General features: G+C 68.1%; 19 protein-coding genes and 1 pseudogene. 18 read left to right on the forward strand and 2 right to left on the reverse strand.

The window, feature by feature from the left end:
• Positions 1-14: 14 nt before the first annotated feature.
• The 4 genes from ACFRAQ_RS16515 to ACFRAQ_RS16530 all read left to right on the forward strand — a co-directional run bounded on the left by ACFRAQ_RS16515 (position 15) and on the right by ACFRAQ_RS16530 (position 4,817).
• On the forward strand, positions 15-893 hold the full coding sequence (locus ACFRAQ_RS16515) for an alpha/beta fold hydrolase (RefSeq protein WP_379100090.1): 879 nt from the start codon (positions 15-17) through the stop codon (positions 891-893).
• A gap of 42 nt (positions 894-935) precedes the next feature.
• Entirely contained in the window at positions 936-3,689 is a 2,754-nt protein-coding gene (locus tag ACFRAQ_RS16520; protein WP_379100092.1) for an AAA family ATPase, read from the forward strand.
• Between the two features lie 102 nt (positions 3,690-3,791).
• Positions 3,792-4,010 (forward strand): hypothetical protein, encoded by a 219-nt coding sequence (locus ACFRAQ_RS16525; protein ID WP_379100094.1) that lies wholly within the window; start codon positions 3,792-3,794, stop codon positions 4,008-4,010.
• 84 nt (positions 4,011-4,094) lie between these two features.
• Positions 4,095-4,817 (forward strand): hypothetical protein, encoded by a 723-nt coding sequence (locus tag ACFRAQ_RS16530; RefSeq protein ID WP_379100096.1) that lies wholly within the window; start codon positions 4,095-4,097, stop codon positions 4,815-4,817.
• 3 nt (positions 4,818-4,820) lie between these two features.
• On the opposite strand, the gene ACFRAQ_RS16535 is transcribed toward ACFRAQ_RS16530, so the two are convergent.
• On the reverse strand, positions 4,821-5,822 hold the full coding sequence (locus ACFRAQ_RS16535) for a LysR family transcriptional regulator (protein WP_379100098.1): 1,002 nt from the start codon (positions 5,820-5,822) through the stop codon (positions 4,821-4,823).
• A gap of 200 nt (positions 5,823-6,022) precedes the next feature.
• On the opposite strand from ACFRAQ_RS16535, the gene ACFRAQ_RS16540 reads away from it, so the two are divergent.
• From ACFRAQ_RS16540 to ACFRAQ_RS16550, 3 genes and pseudogenes are all read left to right on the forward strand, one after another.
• A complete protein-coding gene (locus ACFRAQ_RS16540; RefSeq protein WP_379100302.1) occupies positions 6,023-6,151 on the forward strand; it encodes a hypothetical protein in 129 nt (42 codons plus the stop codon).
• Positions 6,152-6,194: 43 nt separating this feature from the next.
• Positions 6,195-6,824 (forward strand): annotated as a pseudogene (locus ACFRAQ_RS16545) (alpha/beta fold hydrolase); the annotation flags it as partial.
• 29 nt (positions 6,825-6,853) lie between these two features.
• Positions 6,854-7,639, forward strand: a complete 786-nt coding sequence (locus ACFRAQ_RS16550; RefSeq protein WP_379100100.1) for an SDR family oxidoreductase — start codon at positions 6,854-6,856, stop codon at positions 7,637-7,639.
• A gap of 189 nt (positions 7,640-7,828) precedes the next feature.
• Here the strand turns inward: ACFRAQ_RS16550 and ACFRAQ_RS16555 are convergent, their stop codons facing one another.
• Positions 7,829-8,275: a response regulator transcription factor gene (locus tag ACFRAQ_RS16555; protein WP_379100102.1), complete on the reverse strand. Its 447-nt coding sequence runs from the start codon at positions 8,273-8,275 to the stop codon at positions 7,829-7,831.
• A 702-nt stretch (positions 8,276-8,977) separates the two neighbouring features.
• Between ACFRAQ_RS16555 and ACFRAQ_RS16560 the strand changes: the two genes are divergently transcribed.
• The 11 genes from ACFRAQ_RS16560 (at position 8,978) to ACFRAQ_RS16610 (ending at position 18,448) form a co-directional block, all read left to right on the forward strand.
• Positions 8,978-10,099: a HoxN/HupN/NixA family nickel/cobalt transporter gene (locus ACFRAQ_RS16560; protein ID WP_379100103.1), complete on the forward strand. Its 1,122-nt coding sequence runs from the start codon at positions 8,978-8,980 to the stop codon at positions 10,097-10,099.
• A 35-nt stretch (positions 10,100-10,134) separates the two neighbouring features.
• Positions 10,135-10,509, forward strand: a complete 375-nt coding sequence (locus ACFRAQ_RS16565) for a hydrogenase maturation nickel metallochaperone HypA (protein WP_379100105.1) — start codon at positions 10,135-10,137, stop codon at positions 10,507-10,509.
• The gene (hypB, locus tag ACFRAQ_RS16570) at positions 10,467-11,309 is read left to right on the forward strand and encodes a hydrogenase nickel incorporation protein HypB (RefSeq protein ID WP_379100107.1); all 843 of its coding nucleotides are present in this window, start codon (positions 10,467-10,469) and stop codon (positions 11,307-11,309) included. The genes ACFRAQ_RS16565 and hypB overlap by 43 nt, the downstream gene beginning before the upstream one ends.
• 88 nt (positions 11,310-11,397) lie before the next feature.
• Positions 11,398-12,453, forward strand: coding sequence for a hydrogenase expression protein HypE (locus ACFRAQ_RS16575; RefSeq protein ID WP_379100109.1), 1,056 nt, complete (start codon positions 11,398-11,400; stop codon positions 12,451-12,453).
• A gap of 10 nt (positions 12,454-12,463) precedes the next feature.
• Positions 12,464-14,260, forward strand: a complete 1,797-nt coding sequence (locus ACFRAQ_RS16580) for a nickel-dependent hydrogenase large subunit (RefSeq protein WP_379100111.1) — start codon at positions 12,464-12,466, stop codon at positions 14,258-14,260.
• A gap of 30 nt (positions 14,261-14,290) precedes the next feature.
• The gene (locus ACFRAQ_RS16585; protein WP_379100113.1) at positions 14,291-15,190 is read left to right on the forward strand and encodes a NifU family protein; all 900 of its coding nucleotides are present in this window, start codon (positions 14,291-14,293) and stop codon (positions 15,188-15,190) included.
• A complete protein-coding gene (locus ACFRAQ_RS16590) occupies positions 15,187-15,831 on the forward strand; it encodes a DUF5947 family protein (protein WP_379100115.1) in 645 nt (214 codons plus the stop codon). Before ACFRAQ_RS16585 ends, ACFRAQ_RS16590 begins: the two co-directional genes overlap by 4 nt.
• Positions 15,828-16,478, forward strand: coding sequence for a DUF6084 family protein (locus tag ACFRAQ_RS16595; RefSeq protein ID WP_379100117.1), 651 nt, complete (start codon positions 15,828-15,830; stop codon positions 16,476-16,478). Before ACFRAQ_RS16590 ends, ACFRAQ_RS16595 begins: the two co-directional genes overlap by 4 nt.
• The gene (locus ACFRAQ_RS16600; RefSeq protein WP_379100119.1) at positions 16,475-17,860 is read left to right on the forward strand and encodes a hypothetical protein; all 1,386 of its coding nucleotides are present in this window, start codon (positions 16,475-16,477) and stop codon (positions 17,858-17,860) included. Before ACFRAQ_RS16595 ends, ACFRAQ_RS16600 begins: the two co-directional genes overlap by 4 nt.
• Positions 17,848-17,967 (forward strand): DUF6893 family small protein, encoded by a 120-nt coding sequence (locus ACFRAQ_RS16605; protein WP_379100121.1) that lies wholly within the window; start codon positions 17,848-17,850, stop codon positions 17,965-17,967. Before ACFRAQ_RS16600 ends, ACFRAQ_RS16605 begins: the two co-directional genes overlap by 13 nt.
• Positions 17,933-18,448, forward strand: a complete 516-nt coding sequence (locus ACFRAQ_RS16610; protein WP_379100123.1) for a hydrogenase maturation protease — start codon at positions 17,933-17,935, stop codon at positions 18,446-18,448. Before ACFRAQ_RS16605 ends, ACFRAQ_RS16610 begins: the two co-directional genes overlap by 35 nt.
• The last annotated feature ends 2 nt before the right edge of the window (positions 18,449-18,450 follow it).

Genomic DNA, 18,450 nt, shown 5'->3' on the forward strand with positions numbered 1-18,450 from the left:
AAAGGAAGAAGAAGATGACCACCACCCAGATCGCCGGGCAGTCGCAGATGACCGCCCGGATCCAGACCATCGACGCCGCCAACGGTGTCACCTATGCCTACCGCCGCTTCGGCAATGCCGCCGCCGGCCGGCCACCGCTGGTCTTCCTGCAGCACTTCCGAGGCAACCTCGACAATTGGGACCCGATCCTGGTCGACGGTATCGCCGAGCACCGCGAGGTCGTTCTGCTCGACAACACCGGAGTCGGTCTGTCCACCGGCACGGTCCCGGTGACGGTGACCGAGATGGCGCGCGACGCGATCGCGTTCCTGGACGCACTCGACCTCGGCGAAGTCGACCTGCTCGGGTTCTCCCTCGGCGGCATGGTCGCCCAGGAGATCGCACTCCTGCGCCCGCGCGTCGTGCGCCGGCTGGTTCTGGCCGGCACCGGGCCGCGCGGCGGCCGCCAGATGCACGGCTGGACCTTCGACATCGAGCGCACCGCGAATCAGGCCGACAACGGTCTCGAGGATCTGCTGCACATCTTCTTCGGGGTCACCGAGAGCAGCCGCGCCCTCGGAATCGATTATGTGCAGCGCATTTTCGGTCGCACCGAGAACGCCGATCGGCCGACCGGCCCCGAGGTCGCGCGAGCCCAGTACGACGCGATCGTGGAGTGGGGAATCCCGGACCCGAGCCGCCTGGCCCGCCTCGCCGGCATCACCCAGCCGACACTCGTGGCCACCGGGGACAACGACCTGATGATCCCCACGGTGAACTCGCAGCTGCTCGTCGACCACCTGCCGAACGCGCGGTTGCGCATCTTCAGCGACGCCGCCCACGGGTTCCTCTTCCAGTACCCCGGCCAGTTCGCGACGCTCGTCGACGAGTTCCTCGCCGGACCGGCCCGATAGAAGCGTGCGGTACAACGCGACGGCGGTGGCTAGTGTGGCGGAATGGCCGCACGGACCACCGCTTTTCGCGGGCGCACGGAGGAACGCCACCGCCTCGACGAGGCGCTGCGGGGCGCTCGCACCGGTGAGAGCAGCGCGCTCGTGCTGCGCGGCGAAGCCGGCATCGGCAAGACGACACTGCTGGAGTACCTCTCCGGTCAGGCGACCGGGTGCCGGGTCGTCCAGGTGACCGGCATCGAGTCCGAGCTCGAGCTGCCGTTCGCGGCCCTGCACCAACTGTGCCTGCCGATGTTCGACCTGATTCCCGTTCTCCCCGATCCGCAGGCGCACGCCCTCCGGGTGGTCTTCGGGCATGTCGCGGGAGATGCACCCGACAAGTTCGTCGTCGGTCTGGCGGTCCTCGGTCTGCTCTCGGAAGCGGCGGCCAACCGGCCGATCGTGTGCCTTGTCGACGACGCCCAGTGGCTCGACGAGGCATCGGTCCAGGTCCTCGGCTTCGTGGCCAGAAGGTTGGCAGCCGAATCGGTGCTGATGGTATTTGCGGTCCGCGAGCCCGCGGGCGAGCAACTCCTCGCGGGTATTCCGGCACTCGCCATCTCCGGTCTCGGCCACGACGAGGCGGTCGCACTGCTGACCGCGACCCTCCCCGGACAGCTCGACCGCCGCGTCCGCGACCGGATCGTCGCCGAGACTCACGGAAACCCTTTGGCACTACTGGAACTGGCCCAGCGGGGGACGGCCGAGCTGATGGGCGGGTTCGCGTTCCCCGCGGTCGGGACCGGTAACCTCCACGACCACTACGTGCGGCGTATCCGGGAGCTGCCCGACCCGACGCGCCGACTGCTGCTGCTCGCTGCCGCGGAACCCACCGGAGACGCCACCGTCGTGTGGCGGGCCGCCCGGTCGCTGGGCCTGAGCCCGGCGTCGGCAGCGCCCGCGGAGGAGGAGCGGCTCTTCGAGGCCGGGGAACAAGTACGGTTCAGCCACCCGCTGATCCGCAGCGCCGCCTACGCCGCCGGAACGCCGCAGGAGCGTCGCACCGTGAACGCGGCGCTGGCCGATGCTCTCGATGCCCAGGCCGAGCCGGAACGCCGCGTCTGGCACCTCGCCGCCGCGACCACCGGCCCCGACGAAGACGTCGCGACCGCGCTCCACGACGCCGCCGAATCGGCCAGGGCGCGTGGCGGAGTCGCCGCGGCCGCGTCGTTCCTGCAGCGCGCCGCGACGCTCACCGCCGATGCGCGCCACCGCACCGAACGCACCCTGGAGGCCGCCCAGGCCCACCTCGACGCGGGCCGCTACGACACGGCGCTCGGACTCGTCGCCGAAGCCGAGGCATACGCGGTCGACGACCTGCAACGCGCCCGCGCGGATCTGGTGCGCGGGCTCACCGGACGCGCGGCGAGGTCGAGCGGCGACGCTCCGGTCGCGCTGGTGCGGGCGGCTCGGCGGCTCGAGTCCCTGGACCCGAGCCTGGCCCGCGACACCTACCTCGACGCCTGGGGCGCCGCACTCGTCGCTGGCGGCCTGGCGCATCCGGACGGCGATTTGACGCTGGTCTCGCGAGCCGCCTGCTCGGCGCGGTCGGCGAGTTCCTCGAGCCCGGGCGACTCGCTGGGCCTCGGACTGGCCACCCTGGTCACCGACGGAACGGTCGCCGCGGCGCCCGCGCTCCGAGCGGCGGTGACGTCCTTCCTCGACGCCGATGTCGCCCCCGACGTGTTCCTGCGCCGCGGCGTCCTGGTCGCGAACGCCGCTCTGTCACTGTGGGACTTCGAGGCCTGGGATGCGGCCAGCAGCCATCATGTGGCGCTGGCGCGCGAAGCCGGAGCGCTCGCGCCGCTGGCCAACGCGCTCAATGCGCATCGAGTGGTCGCATTGTGGCGAGGCGACGTCGAGCACGCGCGCGACCTCGGCCTCGAGGAGCAGCGGGTGAAAGAGGTGACCGGAACGCTGCGAGCGTCCTATGGCGATCTGTTCCTCCTGGCCTATCAGGGAAACGCCGCCCAGGCCGCGCCGGTGCTCGCCGCCGCGGCCGCGGAGGCGACGGCTCGTGGCGAAGGGCTCGGGCTGCAGATCACCGATCGCGCGACCGCGCTTCTCCATCTCGGCCTCGGCCACTACGACCTGGCGTTCGACGCCGCAGTCCGAGCGGCCGAGGGCAACCTGGGGCCATTCACCGCGCAGGCGCTGCCGGATCTGGTGGAGGCCGCCGTGCGCGGTGGGGACACCGACACTGCGATGAGCGCGCTGGACCGGTTGACCGCCTACGCCGCGGTTCCCGAATCAGACTGGGCAGCAGGGCTGTTGGCGCGCTCACGAGCCCTGGTCAGCGTGGGCGACACGGCCGAGCGTTCCTACGCGGAGGCGGTCGAGCACCTCGGCCGCACGCGCCTGCGGTTCGAGCTCGCACGGTCGAGACTGCTGTTCGGCGAGTGGCTGCGGCGGGAACGCCGGCGCAGCGATGCTCGCGCCCACCTGAAGGCGGCCTTCGAGGAGTTCGTCGCGATGGGGGCCGACGGTTTCGCCGAACGCACCCGGCACGAGCTGCTCGCCACCGGCGAGAAGGTCCGCAAGCGGACCTCCGACACGCTCAATGATCTGACCCCGCAGGAGGGCCAGATCGCCCGGATGGCGCGCGACGGCCGCACCAACCAGGAGATCGGCAGCGAGCTGTACATCAGTGCCCGCACCGTGGAATGGCACCTGCGCAAGGTCTTCGGCAAACTCGGGATCAGCTCTCGACGCGAGTTGCGTGACGCGCTCCCGGACCGGGAGGTCGCGCGCGCCACCTGATCCCGACGCGCAAGCCCTCTCGCAGGATCATCGCGGCGTGGCAGGGCTGACCGCCAACCGTGACGACCTCGGCCGATTCATCTGGAAGTTCAACTCCCCCACGTGGGAATTCGCCAAGGACACCTCGGTGCCGACGATCACCACGACGGCAAGCATGATTCCTTCACGCCGCCCGGAGACGACGCGGCCTTCACCGGCAGATACGACCACCGGGTGCTCGAAGTCGGGCACAACGTCCCGGCCGAGGACCTGGACGGCTTCGGGCGCCCGGTGAATCGACGATCCCTGGCTCGGGCAGCGCGGGCCACGGGCCAGGGGTGATCACTGGCGCGAAGGACGACCGGATTGCCGGACCGTGGTTATACCGCGGGAGGTTCCCGCCGGGCGAGACAAGGAGCGATTGTCATGGATCTACTCGACGATGTGATCGGCGCGTACGGCGGTGTCGAGCGCTGGCGGCGGATCGACGCCATCTCGGTGCATCAGCGCGTCGGTGGGGTGCTGTGGGCGCTCAAGGGCGTCGACGGAATCATCAACGATTCGACCGTCGAGATCCGGCTGCCCGAACAGCGCACCTGGCTCCGACCGGCGCCCACACCCGGCACTCGGCTGTCGTTCAGCCCCGACCGCGTGGCGATCGAATCCGACGAACCCGAACCCCGCACGGTCGAGGAACTGACCACGCCGCGCAACTCGTTCGCCGGGCACGTGCTGGAAACCCCTTGGTCGACCGTGCAATTGGCCTACTTCTCGGGCTACGCGATGTGGACCTACCTGTCCGAGCCGTATTCGCTCACCCTGCCCGGCGTCTATACCGAGCAACTGAGCACCTGGCACGAGGACGGCGAGACCTGGCGGCGTTTGGCTGTCCGGTACCCGGACGCCATCGCCACCCACAGCGCGCACCAGGTGCTCTACATCGATGCCGACGGTCTGATCCGCCGGCGCGACTACTCCGTCGAGATCTCGGCGAATTCGCCCGCCGCCCATTACTCGAGCGACTTCCTGACCGTCGATGGCATCGTGCTACCCACCAAGCGTGTCGTCTACGGCCGTGACGTGACCGGGCACCGCGTCGAAGAGCCGGTGCTGGTCTCGATCGACCTCGACAACGTGAAGGTCAGCTGACCCTCACGGCCGTGGCCGCGGCGCGGTGGTCGCGGCCACGGCTTGGGGCGAGTCCGTCGGGTCGTCAGGAGGCACCCAGGGCCGCGCCGGACGGTGGGGTGGGAGGTGCCAATGGTGCTGCCGGGCAGTGTGTTCAGCGATGCGGAGGAAGTCGGCGACGGCTGCGTTGTGTGGTTCGTCGCGCCAGGCGATACACCACGGGTAGTACGGTTGCAGCTCCGCGGGATGGTGAACCGGTATTCCAGACTCTGCGTATCGTGCTGCGTAACTTTCGAATTCGAGGACATAGCCCGACTCGGTGGCACGGTGCATGGCGGCCAGGCAATGCCCGAAGGTACCCGGGTTGCCCAGCCATCGCATCGACATCCCGCTGGCGCGTTCGAGGGTCGTCAGATAGTCGCCGTGCGCGTTGTACAGCCCGGACGCGGGCGTGTCGGCGAAGACCTCCACCGGGCGTTCGAACAGCGATACCGAGGCCTTCGGCGGATCGCCCGGGCGGCCGACCAGCAACATCGGTTCGAGACGCAGACGATGAAACTGCCAGCCGGTCGGATTCAGCGCAACCATCTCGGCCGTGACGCGCAATATCGCGACATCGAGCCGTTTGTCCAGCAATGCGTCCAATTGCCGCCGGCTGTCCAGCGAGCGCTCGACGAGCCGGACATCGGGGTAGGCGGCGGCGAAGGCGTCCGCGACGATCCGGCTGGTCTGCAGCTCGAAGATGTGGGCGATGCGCACCGTCGCGGACTCGACGGGGTGTTCGCCGATGCGTGCGGCCAGGGCGAGCATCTCCCGAGCATCGGAGAGGACCCGGTGTCCGTGCGCGGTCAGCGTCACATGGCGGCTGTCACGTTCCAGCAGTCGCACGCCGAGCTGGTCCTCGAGCTTGCGGATCTGCTTCGACAGGGCCGGCTGGCTGATGTAGAGCTTGGCCGCGGCGCGCCCGAAGTGCAGCTCGTCGGCGACGCCGACGAAGTAGCGCAGCAGGCGTAGGTCCAGGTCCACAATTCGCCCTCACTCTTCGGTCCCCGCGGCCTCGAATGCATCTTCGCCAGCAAGTATGCCGTCTCGGTTATCGATCTGGGCTGGATATGACTTGGACATCCGTGCGGACGCGATGCTGGACTCGGTAGGGGCCGTGGGCGCCGGGCGATGCGCCGTCGAACCGCTGGCGCCGCCGAAGGTTCGCGCAGAGAGGGATCGACATGCCGCAGTCCGCTACCCCGGTGATGTTCATTCACGGCTTGTGGCTGCATGCCACGAGTTGGGGCCCGTGGGTCGACCACTTCCGCGCCGCCGGATACGCCCCGATTCGCGCCCGGCTGGCCGGGTGAGCCCGATACGGTCGCGGCCGCGCGCGAGCATCCGGAGGCGGTCGCGGACATTGGAATCGACGATGCCACAGCGTATTTCGCCGATATGATCGACGCTCTGCCTGCCGCACCGATCATTGTCGGTCATTCCTTCGGCGGCCTCATCACCGAGAAGCTCCTGGGCGAGGGACGCGGCGTCGCCGGAGTCGCGATCGATCCGGCGCAGATCAAGGGAGTCCTGCCGCTGCCTCTCGCGCAGCTGCGCGCCGGCCTGCCCGCATTGGGAAACCCGGCCAACCTGCACAAGGCGGTCTCCTTGACCGAGAAGGAATTTCGGTTCGGATTCGGGAACGCGGTCTCCGAGCAGGAATCCGACGAGTTGTTCGAACGGTGGACCATTCCCTCACCGGCCCGCCCGCTGTTCCAGGCCGCCGCCGCCAACTTCGTGCTGCACTCGCAGGCGAAGGTGAACACCGGCAACGCGGATCGAGGTCCGCTGCTGCTCATCTCGGGTCTCGAGGACCACACGGTGCCCGATGTGGTCACTCGATCGACATTGAAGCAGTACCGCGACTCCACCGCGGTGACCGAGTTGAAGCAGTTCGAGGGCCGTGGCCACTCACTGACGGTGGACAGCGGCTGGAAGGACGTCGCTGACGCCGTACTCGCCTGGCTGGCCGACCAGGGCCTGTAAGTAACCGACCGGACAAAGGAGCGCCTGCCATGGATCTCGGACTGACCGACGTTCTCGCGGTGGTCACCGGCGCGAGCCGGGGTATCGGTCTGGCCATCACCCGGACCCTCGTCGAGGAAGGCGCGATCGTGGTCGCCGCCGCCCGCCACACCGGCGACGAGTTGCGCGCACTCGCCGGCGGCGGCCGGGTGCATCCGGTCGAGGTCGATCTGTCCACCCCGGAAGGCGCGACCGATGTCGCTGCCGCCGCCGAGAAGCTCGGTGACACAAGAATTCTGGTCAACAATGTCGGCAAGGTCACGCCCCGCCTGACCGGCTTTCTCGACGTCACCGATGACGACTGGCTGGGGACCATCACCCTCGATCTACTGGCCGCGATCCGAACCACCCGCGCCGTGCTGCCCGCGATGCTCGGCGCGGGCCAGGGCAGCATCGTCATGATCAGTTCGGTCAATGCCACGCTCGCCGATCCGGCGGTGATCGATTACAGCGCCGCGAAAGCCGCTCTCACCAATACCGCGAAGTCGCTGTCGAAACAGCTCGGCCCCAACGGCATCCGGGTCAACACCATCAGCCCCGGCCCCGTCGCCACCGACCTGTGGCTGGGCGACACCGGTGTCGCCCACGCGATCGCCCACGCCACCGGCGGCGACGCCGACGACGTCGCGCGATCCGCGGCAGCGGCATCCGTCACCGGCCGCTTCACCCGCCCCGACGAGATCGCCGACCTCGCGGTCTTTCTCGCCAGCGAGCGCGCCGCGAACATCACCGGCTCGGACTTCGTGATCGACGGCGGCCTGCTCACGACTACCTGAGCCTCCGTCCTCGAGGCTCGGCCTTGCGGCCCGATCGGATCACACCTGGGCCAAACCGACATGTTCGCCGCATGCATCGGCATCGCCCGGGCCTCGGGCAAGCCCGAGCAATGTGAGCAGGCCGAACGCCTGCTGGACTTCGCGATGGATGGGTTATGTCGCCCGCCGAGCTGAACGGGCTGGTGTCCTCTAGGCGGCAGCATCGCCTCGAACCGCCTGCGGTGCCTCGAGACGGACTCGGATACGGTCGAGAAGTTCATCGCTTCGCAGCGGTTTGGCCAGGTAGTCCGCGGCGCCGGCGGCGTAGGCGTCGTCGATGGCATCGGGATCGCCGTCGAGAGAGGTCGCGATGACCGGAATCGGTGATCGCTTTCGCAGCTGTCGGCACACACTCGCGCCTGGCTGGTCCGGCAGGGCCAGCTCGAGCAGCACCAAGTCCGGATTCCATCGCTGGACGACGGTCAGGGCGCGCTGCGCGCTGCTGGCCGAAATCACCTCATCGCCGGCGTTGGCCAGCACCAGTACCGCAATTTCCGCCGTCGCCGGGTTGCTCTCGACCACAAGGACCTTGCCGGGCTGAGCCGCAGCGATCGGCGACAGCATGAATTCTGTTGCAGAATAGGAGAATTGACTCATGGTGGATCCTTCGCTGCCGGGTCCACGACCGTCGAATCCGCAGCGTTACGAAGCTGAATAGAAACCGGCGCTTCACCGGAAATGGCAGCGTCGCGATCGAATGTTCTTCGACACTATGTCAACCAGCAATCTCTCGGCAATGAATTTGTCGACAGTTTTCATGGCGTTCACATGCCAGCGCTTCGTGCGCTGACAGGTGATGCGCAGCCCGTAAGTGTCGAGACAATTTTCGATCACGCAGCCCCCACGTGAGAGCTCGCCATCGAATTGCGTTGCAGGCGTTCGACATAAGCGCTGCCGGGACAGAGCCGATCGCGGCGTACTGACCCAATCGAATTCACGGCGGTTGACCGCGCGCAGGGGTGCCGAGCGCCTGCGCGGACTCCTGATCAAGCCATTGATGGTCGTCGATCACGCACGGCAGCGGCGATGTTCCGGATATCTCGGACAGCAGCCCACCACCGCCAAGCCGACGAGCGAGCGATCCCGCGCCGACCCGTCGGCGAGCCCGAACGCGATCCGCAGCGCGTCCTGCTGGGGTGCGGTCAACGCATCGAGCCGACACACCCCGCAATCGGGCCTGGCCTCGGGCTAAGGCGGATCAGATCCCGGGCGCTGTCCGAACGCCGAGCATCGAGCGGTCTTGCCGCGCGCGGTCGGCGGAGTCTACGGTCGAGGAACCCGGGTCGCAGGGAGTCAGCCGTGGCGTCGACAGTGCAGCGACGTGGTCCGATCGGATTTCTGACCGATCGGTTCACCATCACCAGGCAGGAATGGCTCCGCCTGGCCGGGATCGTCGCGGTGGTCGTCGGGTTGCATGTGATCGGCTGGGGCACGCTGATCGGGATCGTGGCCCCACAGCATTTCAGCGTCGGCGACCGGACGCTCGGGTTCGGGGTCGGGCTCACCGCCTACGTGCTGGGGCTGCGGCATGCCTTCGACGCCGACCATATCGCCGCCATCGACAACACCACCCGAAAGCTCATGCACGACGGGCAGCGGCCGCTGTCGGTCGGGCTGTACTTCTCGCTCGGGCATTCCACCGTGGTGTTCGGTCTGGCGCTGCTGCTGTCGGTGGGCGTGAAAGCGGTGGCCGGGCCGGTGTCCGACGATTCCTCGGCGCTGCACCACTACTCCGGCGTGATCGGCACCGTGGTGGTGGGCGGCTTCCTCTATCTCATCGCGATCATCAATCTCGTTGTGCTGACCGGGATTCTGCGGTCGGTGCGCGGGTTGCGCTCGGGCCGCTTCGACGAGGCGGAGCTGGAGGACCGGCTCGCCGGGCGTGGATTCGTGACCCGGCTGCTGGGCCCGGTGATGAAGTCGATCTCCCGGCCATGGCAGCTGTTCCCGATCGGCCTGCTGTTCGGCCTGGGCTTCGACACCGCCACCGAGGTCGCGCTGCTGGTGCTGGCCGGGACCAGCGCGGCGGCCGGGCTGCCCTGGTACGCCATCCTGTGCCTGCCGGTGCTGTTCGCGGCCGGCATGAGCCTGCTCGACACCATCGACGGCACCTTCATGAACTTCGCTTACGGCTGGGCCTTCACGCAGCCGCTGCGCAAGGTCTACTACAACCTCACCGTGACGGCGTTGTCGGTGGCGGTCGCCCTGATCGTGGGCACGGTCGAACTGCTGAGCCTGCGTGGCGCGGGTTCCGACCCCGGTGGCATCGATTCGACGCTGCTCGGTTGCCTGGTCGTCGGTGTTTTCGTCGGCGTCTGGGTGATCGCGCTGGCCGGGTGGCGCTTCGGCCGCATCGAGCAGCGGTGGGCCGGTGCGCCCCGTGCGGAGACAACCGCCCGCGCACCCGAGGCCGGGGAGTAGCGTGGGTCTTCTCCGATCGTCGAATCGAGGCACGTGTGCACGAGATGGCGATAACCTGCAGCCTGGTCGAGGCGGTGTGTGAACACGCGGCCGGTCGGCGGGTGCACGGTGTGACCGTCGAGGTCGGGGTGCTGTGCGCGGTGATCCCCGCCGCGATGGAGTTCTGTTTCGAGATCGCCGCGGAGGGAACCGTGGCCGAGGGCGCGCGGCTCGAGATCGCCGTGATTCCGGGCAGTGCGTCGTGTCGAACCTGCGGCGACCGATTCCAGGTCGCCGATCCGATCCTGTTGTGTCCCTGCGGCAGCGCCGACGTGGAAATCACCGCGGGGCGCGAGCTGCGTATCCGGTCCCTGGAGGTGAGCCGGGAATGTGCGCCACCTGCGGCTGCGGTGATGACGGATCAGCCGTGATCACCGTTGTCCCCCACCATCATTCACCCGAGCACGATCATCCGCACCGGCACGACGGCGACACGGGCGACCATGTGCACGGGCACGGTCCCGGCGAGCACGTGCACCTCGCGCCGACCGAGACGATCACCCTCGAACAGAAGGTGCTCGCGAAGAACGACGCACTGGCCCACTCGGTCCGGCGCCGGCTGGCCGAGCAGGCCATCCTGGCGATCAACCTGACCAGCTCCCCCGGCTCGGGCAAGACGACCTTGCTCGAGCGCACGCTGCGCGACCTCGCCGACACCTCGATCGCGGTGATCGAGGGCGATCAGGAGACCATGCTCGACGGCGAGCGCATCCGCGCGACCGGGCGGCCGGTGGTCCAGGTCAATACCGGCGCCGGATGCCACCTGGACGCCGCCATGATGGACACCGCGCTCACGGCGCTGTCCCCCGACCCGGGCACATTGCTGTTCATCGAGAATGTCGGGAATCTGGTCTGCCCCGCCCTTTTCGACCTGGGCGAGCACGCGAAAGTCGTGGTCATCTCGGTGACCGAGGGCACCGACAAACCGTTGAAATATCCGCACATGTTCGCGGCCGCCTCACTGGTGCTGATCAACAAAATGGACCTGCTGCCGTACGTGGATTTCGATGTGGAGCGGTGCCGCGAGTACGCGAATTCCATCAATCCCGGGATCGGCGTGCTGACGGTGTCGGCGACGACAGGAATGGGCCTGGCGAACTGGTACGAATGGCTGTTCGAACAGACGTCCGCCCTGCTCAGCGATCTTGAGGAAGGTCTGCGCCGAGAATAGACTGGCGTGATCAGGGTCACATTTCGACGGGATTCCGAGCTGTACCGGAACCACGCAGGTGGCCACCAGCTTCTGAAGGGCGGCATTCATGCCAACTGGCGAAGCAGTCAAAGCCGAAGAGACGCTGATCCATGTTCTGTGGATCAACGCAGGCCTCAGTTGTGACGGTGACTCGGTGGCGTTGACTGCCGCCACCCAACCCAGTGTCGAGGAGATCGCTCTCGGATCCCTTCCGGGACTGCCGAAGGTCGCCGTCCACTGGCCGCTGATCGATTACGAATGTGGCCCCACCGGGGGCGCCGATGACTTCCTGGAATGGTTCTTCAAGGCCGACCGCGGTGAACTCGAGCCGTTCGTGCTGGTCGTGGAGGGCTCCATTCCCAACGAGCAGCTGCACACCGAAGGCTATTGGTGCGGTTTCGGCAACAACCCCGACACCGGTCAACCGATGACCACCAGCGAATGGCTGGATCGCTTGGCGCCCAAGGCAACCGCGGTCGTGGCGGTGGGCACCTGCGCCACCTACGGCGGCATCCACGCCATGGCGGGCAATCCGACGGGGGCCATGGGTGTCCCGGACTATCTCGGCTGGGACTGGCAGAGCAAGGCGGGCATCCCGATCGTGTGCGTGCCCGGCTGCCCGATCCAACCGGACAATCTCTCCGAGACCCTGACCTATCTGCTGTACATGGCGACCGGCCAGGCGCCGATGATTCCGCTCGACGAAGCGCTGCGCCCGAAATGGCTTTTCGGCGCGACCGTGCACGAGGGTTGCGACCGGGCCGGCTATTACGAGCAGGGCGATTTCGCGCACGAATACGGTTCACCCAAGTGCATCGTCAAACTCGGCTGCTGGGGTCCGGTCGTGAAATGCAATGTGCCCAAGCGCGGTTGGCTCAACGGCGTGGGTGGGTGCCCGAATGTCGGCGGTATCTGCATCGGCTGCACCATGCCCGGATTCCCGGACAAGTTCATGCCGTTCATGGACGAACCGCCGGGCGGAAAGCTGTCCTCCGCCGCCTCCGGACTATACGGATCGGTGATCCGCAGTCTGCGCCACATCACGGCGCGCACCGTGGACAAGGAGCCGCATTGGCGGCATCGGGGCACCGAGCTCGAGACGGGTGCGCGACGCACCTGGTAGGAGAATTCCGATGACTCAGATCATTCCGGAACCCTCACATCGCCTCATCGAGCCCGATTCGCTCGTGGAAATGGCGTGGGATCCGATCACCCGCATCGTCGGCAGTCTGGGCATTTACACCAAAATCGATTTCGCGAATCGCGAAGTGGTCGAATGCCACAGCACGTCGTCGATCTTCCGCGGCTACTCCATCTTCATGCGCGGCAAGGATCCGCGTGACGCGCACTTCATCACCAGCCGCATCTGCGGCATCTGCGGGGACAATCACGCCACCTGCTCGTGCTACTGCCAGAACATGGCCTACGGCGTGAAGCCACCGAACCTCGGCGAATGGATCGTGAATCTGGGCGAGGCCGCCGAATACATGTTCGACCACAATATCTTCCAGGAGAACCTGGTCGGCGTGGACTTCTGCGAGAAGATGGTCTCCGAGACCAATCCCGGCGTGCTCGCGCTGGCGGAGAAGACCGCCGCGCCGCACTCCGACGCGCACGGCTATCGCACCATCGCCGACATCATGCGCGCGCTCAATCCCTTCACCGGCGATTTCTATCGGGAGGCGCTGCAGGTCAGCCGGTACACGCGAGAAATGTTCTGTCTCATGGAGGGACGTCATGTCCACCCGTCGACGCTGTATCCCGGCGGTGTGGGAACCGTGGCGACGATCCAGCTGATGACCGACTACATGACGCGGCTGATGCGGTACGTGGAGTTCATGAAGAAGGTCGTACCCATGCACGACGACCTGTTCGACTTCTTCTACGAGGCCCTGCCCGGCTACGACAAGGTCGGTCTGCGGCGCACGCTGCTCGGCTGCTGGGGCTCCTTCCAGGACCCCGAGTTCTGCAACTTCTCCTACCGTGACATGGAGGACTGGGGTCGGCACATGTTCGTCTCACCGGGCGTGGTCGTGGACGGCAAGCTCCTCACCACCTCGCTGGTCGACATCAACCTCGGCCTCCGAATCCTGCTGGGCAGTTCGTATTACGAGGACTGGACCGATCAGGAGATGTTCGTGACCCAGGATCCGCTGGGCAATCCGGTGGACCGGCGGCACCCGTGGAACCAGCACACCAACCCTCAACCGCAGAAACGCGATCTGGAGGACAAGTACAGCTGGGTGATGTCGCCGCGCTGGTTCGACGGCACCGACCATCTGGCCCTCGATACCGGCGGCGGACCGCTGGCCCGGCTGTGGGCCACCGCGCTGGCCGGGCTGGTCGACATCGGCTATGTGAAGTCCACCGGCCACAGCGTGCAGATCAACCTGCCCAAGACCGCCCTGCGCGGGCCGGTCGAATTCGAGTGGAAGATACCGGCTTTCGGCTCGAACACCATCGAGCGGAACCGGGCTCGCACTTATTTCCAGGCCTACGCCGCTGCCTGCGCCCTGCATTTCGCGGAGCAGGCGCTCGTCGAGATCCGGGCGGGCCGGACCAAGACCTGGGAGGCGTTCGAGGTCCCCGACGAGGGCATCGGATGCGGATTCACCGAAGCGGTCCGCGGGGTGCTGTCGCATCACATGGTGATCCGCGACGGCAAGATCGCCAACTATCACCCGTACCCGCCGACACCCTGGAACGCGAGCCCGCGCGACAGCTTCGGCACGCCGGGTCCCTACGAGGACGCGGTGCAGGGTCAGCCCATCTTCGAGGAGAACGACCGGGAGCACTTCAAGGGGATCGACATCATGCGCACCGTGCGCAGTTTCGATCCGTGCCTGCCGTGTGGCGTGCACATGTATCTGGGCGGTGGCAAGTCGCTGGACCTGCTGCACTCCCCCACCCAGACGCCCGTCACCCAGTGACGAGGACCCCGACCGTGAGGAGGGACATCGATGGGAGACGATCGTCCGGCGGCGCGCGACGACCATTGGCGGCACGCCGGCGACCGGATCGAAGACCTCCTCGACGCGAGCTCCGCGGGCGGGCCGATCGCCCGCGAGCGCGCCGAACAACTCGTCGGTGAACTCGTCGAGCTGTACGGCGCGGGACTGCGACGGGTCGTCGACCTGCTCGACGACGACGCGGTGCGGCGGCTGGCCGCGGACGAACTGGTGGCCAGCCTGCTGATCGTGCACGGACTGCACCCCGACGACGTTCCCACCCGGGTGCGGTCCGCCCTCGACAGCGTCCGCCCCTACCTGGGTTCCCACGGCGGCGACGTCAGCCTGGTCGACGTCGAGGACGGCGTGGTGCGGCTGGAGCTCTCGGGCAGCTGCCGCGGCTGCCCGTCGTCCTCGGTGACCCTGGAACTGGCGGTCGAGGAAGCCGTCCGGGCCGCGGCGCCGGAGATCGAGCGGATCGAAGTCGTTGCCGCGCAGACCGATTCGACCTCGGCGGTGATTCCGGCCGAGTCCCTGTTCACCCGGGTGCACGCCGCGCCCGCCGCCGACTGGATTCCCGTGCCCGAGCTGGCGGAACTGAGTCCGGGCGAGGTCGCCGGCTACGAGGTCGCCGGGCAGGCCCTGCTGGCCTGCCGCGTCGGTGACAACCTGCTGGTGTACCGCGACACCTGCCCGGCGTGCGGCGGCTCGCTCACCGGCGCCCAGCTGCATCGGCGGCCCGGGTATCCGGTCGGCGACGCCGTGCTGCGCTGCCCGTCGTGCCGGGCGCACTACGACGCCGTGCACGCCGGGGACCGGCTCGACGGGGAGGGCCACCTGCGACCCCTGCCGGTGCTGCTGCGCGAGGGCGTGCCCACGGTGGCGGTGCCCGCGCTGGAGCCCACCGCATGAGCGCCTCGTTCTCGGTGCTGCGCCGACTCGCGAACCGGCCGGATCCAGCCCCGGCCGGTGAGCGCTGCGAGATGTGCGCCGAGCTCATCGGCGCACCGCACCGGCATGTGGTCGATGTCGAGAGCCGCCACCTGCAATGTGTCTGCACCAGTTGCTATCTGCTGTTCACCGAGCCGGCCGCGGCACTGCGCTACCGCGCGGTCCCGGACCGGTATCTGGCGTTCGGGCAGACCGCGATCACGGCCGCCGAGTGGGACGCGCTCGAGATCCCGGTGGGTCTGGCGTTCCTGTTCGCGAATTCCGCGCAGGGCCGGACCGTCGCGTTCTATCCGGGCCCGGCCGGCGCGACCGAATCGGAATTGCCGCCCGAGCACTGGCGGGACCTGCTGCGCAACCATCCCGAACTCGACGTGCTCGCCGACGATGTCGAAGCGCTGCTGATCCGTATGCCCGGCAGCGCCGGGCGCGAGAGCCCCGGCGACTGCCTGCTGCTTCCCATCGACACCTGCTACGAGTTCGTCGGGCGAATGCGGTTGCTGTGGAAGGGATTCGACGGCGGTTCCGAGGCCCGGCACTACATCGACGAGTTCTTCGCCACCATGAACGCCCGCGCTCTCGCCCGAGGCGGTGGGCGGCCGTGAGCCCCGCCTACTCGATCACCTTCGCGGTGCTCGACATCAAACCCGAGCCCTACGCCATCGGGCCGACGCTGTCGGCGCGCGTCGGGATCGCGGCGCTCGGCGAGGAACCGGTGCACGCCATCGCCTTACGGGCCCAGGTTCGCATCGAGCCCAATCGGCGCGCCTACACCGACGCCGAGGGCAGTGGACTGCTCGACCTCTTCGGCACCCGCGACCGCTGGCACGACACCCAGCGAACCTTCCTGTGGATGCACACCACGACGACGGTGCCCGGCTTCACCGGCGGCGCCGAGGTGGACCTGCCGCTGCCGTGCACCTACGACCTCGAGGTGACCGGATCGAAGTACCTGCACGCCCTGCGCGACGGCACGGTACCGCTGTTGTTCCTGTTCAGCGGAACCGTGTTCTTCAAAGGCGCGTCGGGTTTCTCGGTGCAGCAGATCCCGTGGGACCGCGACGACCGCTTCGAAATGCCTGTGTCCGTGTGGCGGCAGCTCATGGACACCCACTACCCCGACACCGGCTGGGTGCGGATGCGGCGGGAGACCGTCGACGCCCTCACCGTCTACAAGTCCGGGCACGGCTTTCTCGACTACGACCAGGCGGTCACCGAACTGCTGTCGACCCCGTCGCGGGAGCCGTCGTGAGCGGGCACGAGCCCGGCAGCGTCCGCGACCAGGCGCGGGCGGTCGCCGATGCCGTGCTGTACGAGGGCTACCTGCTCTACCCGTACCACGCGAATGCGCGAAAGAACCAGTCCCGCTGGCAATTCGGGGTCCTGGGTCCCGAGGGCGCGGCCGCGGCGGGCTTCGGTGAGGAGTCCGCGCTCGCCGCGCAATTCCTGGTCGACGCGAGCCCCGCCGCGACATTGCGCCTGACGGTCCGGTTCCTGCAACTGCAACGCCGCACCGTCGAGGACGCCACCGGGCGGACGGTGCCCGAACTACGGGCGGGCGCGCGAGTCTGGACCGGATGGGACGAGGCCGTCGAGCAGGAGATCGACTCGGGGCCGAGACCGTTGTCGGACACCACGTTCCGCATCGACGTCGACGGCGGGGTGGACATCGAGGACTTCGCCGACGACGACGGCACACCCTTCGGCAGCCTCGTGCGCACGCGCCGAACCCTGACCGGCCTGGCCGAGACCGTCGTCGAGCCGGTCGGCCGCTATCAGCGGATCAGCGTCACCGTCCGCAATCTCGGTGTCCCCCCGGTCGACAAGGACGATGCCGTCACCCGATCCTTCCTCGGCGCGCACGTACTCTGCGAACTGCGCGACGGTGTCTTCCTGTCGCTGATCGACCCGCCGGAGGACGCCGTCGAGGCGGCCGAGGCGTGCACCCAGCGCCGCTGCTTCCCCGTGCTCGCGGGTCCCGAGGGGACCTCGGACCTGCTGCTGATCTCACCGATCATCCTCTACGACCATCCGCGCATCGCCGAGCAGAGCGAAGGGCCGCTGTTCGATTCCACCGAGATCGACGAGATCCTGACCCTGCGCGTGCTCACGCTCACCGACGAGGAGAAGGAGCAGGCCCGCGCCACCGATCCGCGCGCCGCCGAGCTGATCGACCGCTGCGAGGCCATGACACCGGAGAGCATGCAGGGGCTGCACGGACTTCTCCGCGACGACAGCCTGTTGCGCGAGGACAACCGGCTCGTGGACGCCGCACCGGGATCGCCGCGCGTCCTGCCGGCGCTCGACCCGGACACCCCGTGGTGGGATCCGCTGTCCGACACCGCCGTCGATCCCGACTCCGACACCGTGGTGATCGGCGGAACGCCGGTCGCCCGTGGCAGCCGGGTGCGGCTGCATCCCTCCCGCCGCGCCGACGCGCAGGACCTGTTCTACGCGGGCCGCACCGCGCGCGTCGCCTCGGTGCACGAGGACGTCGACGGGCAGCTCCACCTGGCGGTGGTCGTCGAGGACGATCCCGCCGCCGAACTGCACGAATGGTACGGCCGCTACCTGTATTTCGCGCCCGACGAAGTCGAACCGATCGAGAAAGGAATCCCGCCATGGAAATCGTAGGTGTGATCGCCGTCGTGCTCGTGGCCCTGGCAGCGCTGCTGGTGGCAGCGGTGGGCATCCGGTCGATACCGGATGTGCGCCGATACATACGAATCCGGCACATGTAGCGGGGTGATTCCCACGACGAGAGTGCTGGTCGCCGGCATCGGCAACATCTTCCTCGGAGACGACGGGTTCGGCTCCGAGGTGGTACGGCGCATGCCGGCGAGCACCGAACCCGATGTGCGCGTGACCGATTACGGCATCCGCGGTCTGCACCTGGCCTACGACCTGCTCGACGGCTGGGACGCGCTGGTGCTCGTCGACGCGCTGCCCGACCGCGGCATGCCCGGTCAGGTGGACGTGTTCCACGCCGATCCGGGTGGCGGCGGCGTCGGTCTCGACGCGCACGCCATGCACCCGGACGCGGTCTTCGCCGTGGTCCGGGCGATGGGCGGAACCATTCCGCCGACGGTGATCGTGGGCTGCCAGATCAGCTCGGTCGCCGACGGCATCGGCCTGACCGAACCCGTGGCCGCCGCGGTCGACCCCGCGATGGCCGCCGTCGAATCCGTGGTGACCGCGCTGCGGCACCCGCAGGAGGTGTGAAC

The organism is Nocardia sp. NPDC056611 (genome assembly GCF_042792755.1).
Taxonomy (GTDB): Bacteria; Actinomycetota; Actinomycetes; order Mycobacteriales; family Mycobacteriaceae; genus Nocardia.

Bases quoted from the DNA above. Each gene is read 5' to 3' on its own strand.
- ACFRAQ_RS16520 (WP_379100092.1), top strand. From the start codon at position 936: ATGGCCGCACGGACCACCGCTTTTCGCGGGCGCACGGAGGAACGCCAC.
- ACFRAQ_RS16540 (WP_379100302.1), top strand. From the start codon at position 6,023: ATGCCGCAGTCCGCTACCCCGGTGATGTTCATTCACGGCTTGTGGCTG.
- ACFRAQ_RS16575 (WP_379100109.1), top strand. From the start codon at position 11,398: ATGCCAACTGGCGAAGCAGTCAAAGCCGAAGAGACGCTGATCCATGTT.
- ACFRAQ_RS16585 (WP_379100113.1), top strand. From the start codon at position 14,291: ATGGGAGACGATCGTCCGGCGGCGCGCGACGACCATTGGCGGCACGCC.
- ACFRAQ_RS16590 (WP_379100115.1), top strand. From the start codon at position 15,187: ATGAGCGCCTCGTTCTCGGTGCTGCGCCGACTCGCGAACCGGCCGGAT.
- hypB (WP_379100107.1), top strand. From the start codon at position 10,467: ATGTGCGCCACCTGCGGCTGCGGTGATGACGGATCAGCCGTGATCACC.
- ACFRAQ_RS16550 (WP_379100100.1), top strand. From the start codon at position 6,854: ATGGATCTCGGACTGACCGACGTTCTCGCGGTGGTCACCGGCGCGAGC.
- ACFRAQ_RS16515 (WP_379100090.1), top strand. From the start codon at position 15: ATGACCACCACCCAGATCGCCGGGCAGTCGCAGATGACCGCCCGGATC.
- ACFRAQ_RS16610 (WP_379100123.1), top strand. From the start codon at position 17,933: ATGTGCGCCGATACATACGAATCCGGCACATGTAGCGGGGTGATTCCC.
- ACFRAQ_RS16605 (WP_379100121.1), top strand. From the start codon at position 17,848: ATGGAAATCGTAGGTGTGATCGCCGTCGTGCTCGTGGCCCTGGCAGCG.
- ACFRAQ_RS16555 (WP_379100102.1), bottom strand. From the start codon at position 8,275: ATGAGTCAATTCTCCTATTCTGCAACAGAATTCATGCTGTCGCCGATC.
- ACFRAQ_RS16580 (WP_379100111.1), top strand. From the start codon at position 12,464: ATGACTCAGATCATTCCGGAACCCTCACATCGCCTCATCGAGCCCGAT.
- ACFRAQ_RS16530 (WP_379100096.1), top strand. From the start codon at position 4,095: ATGGATCTACTCGACGATGTGATCGGCGCGTACGGCGGTGTCGAGCGC.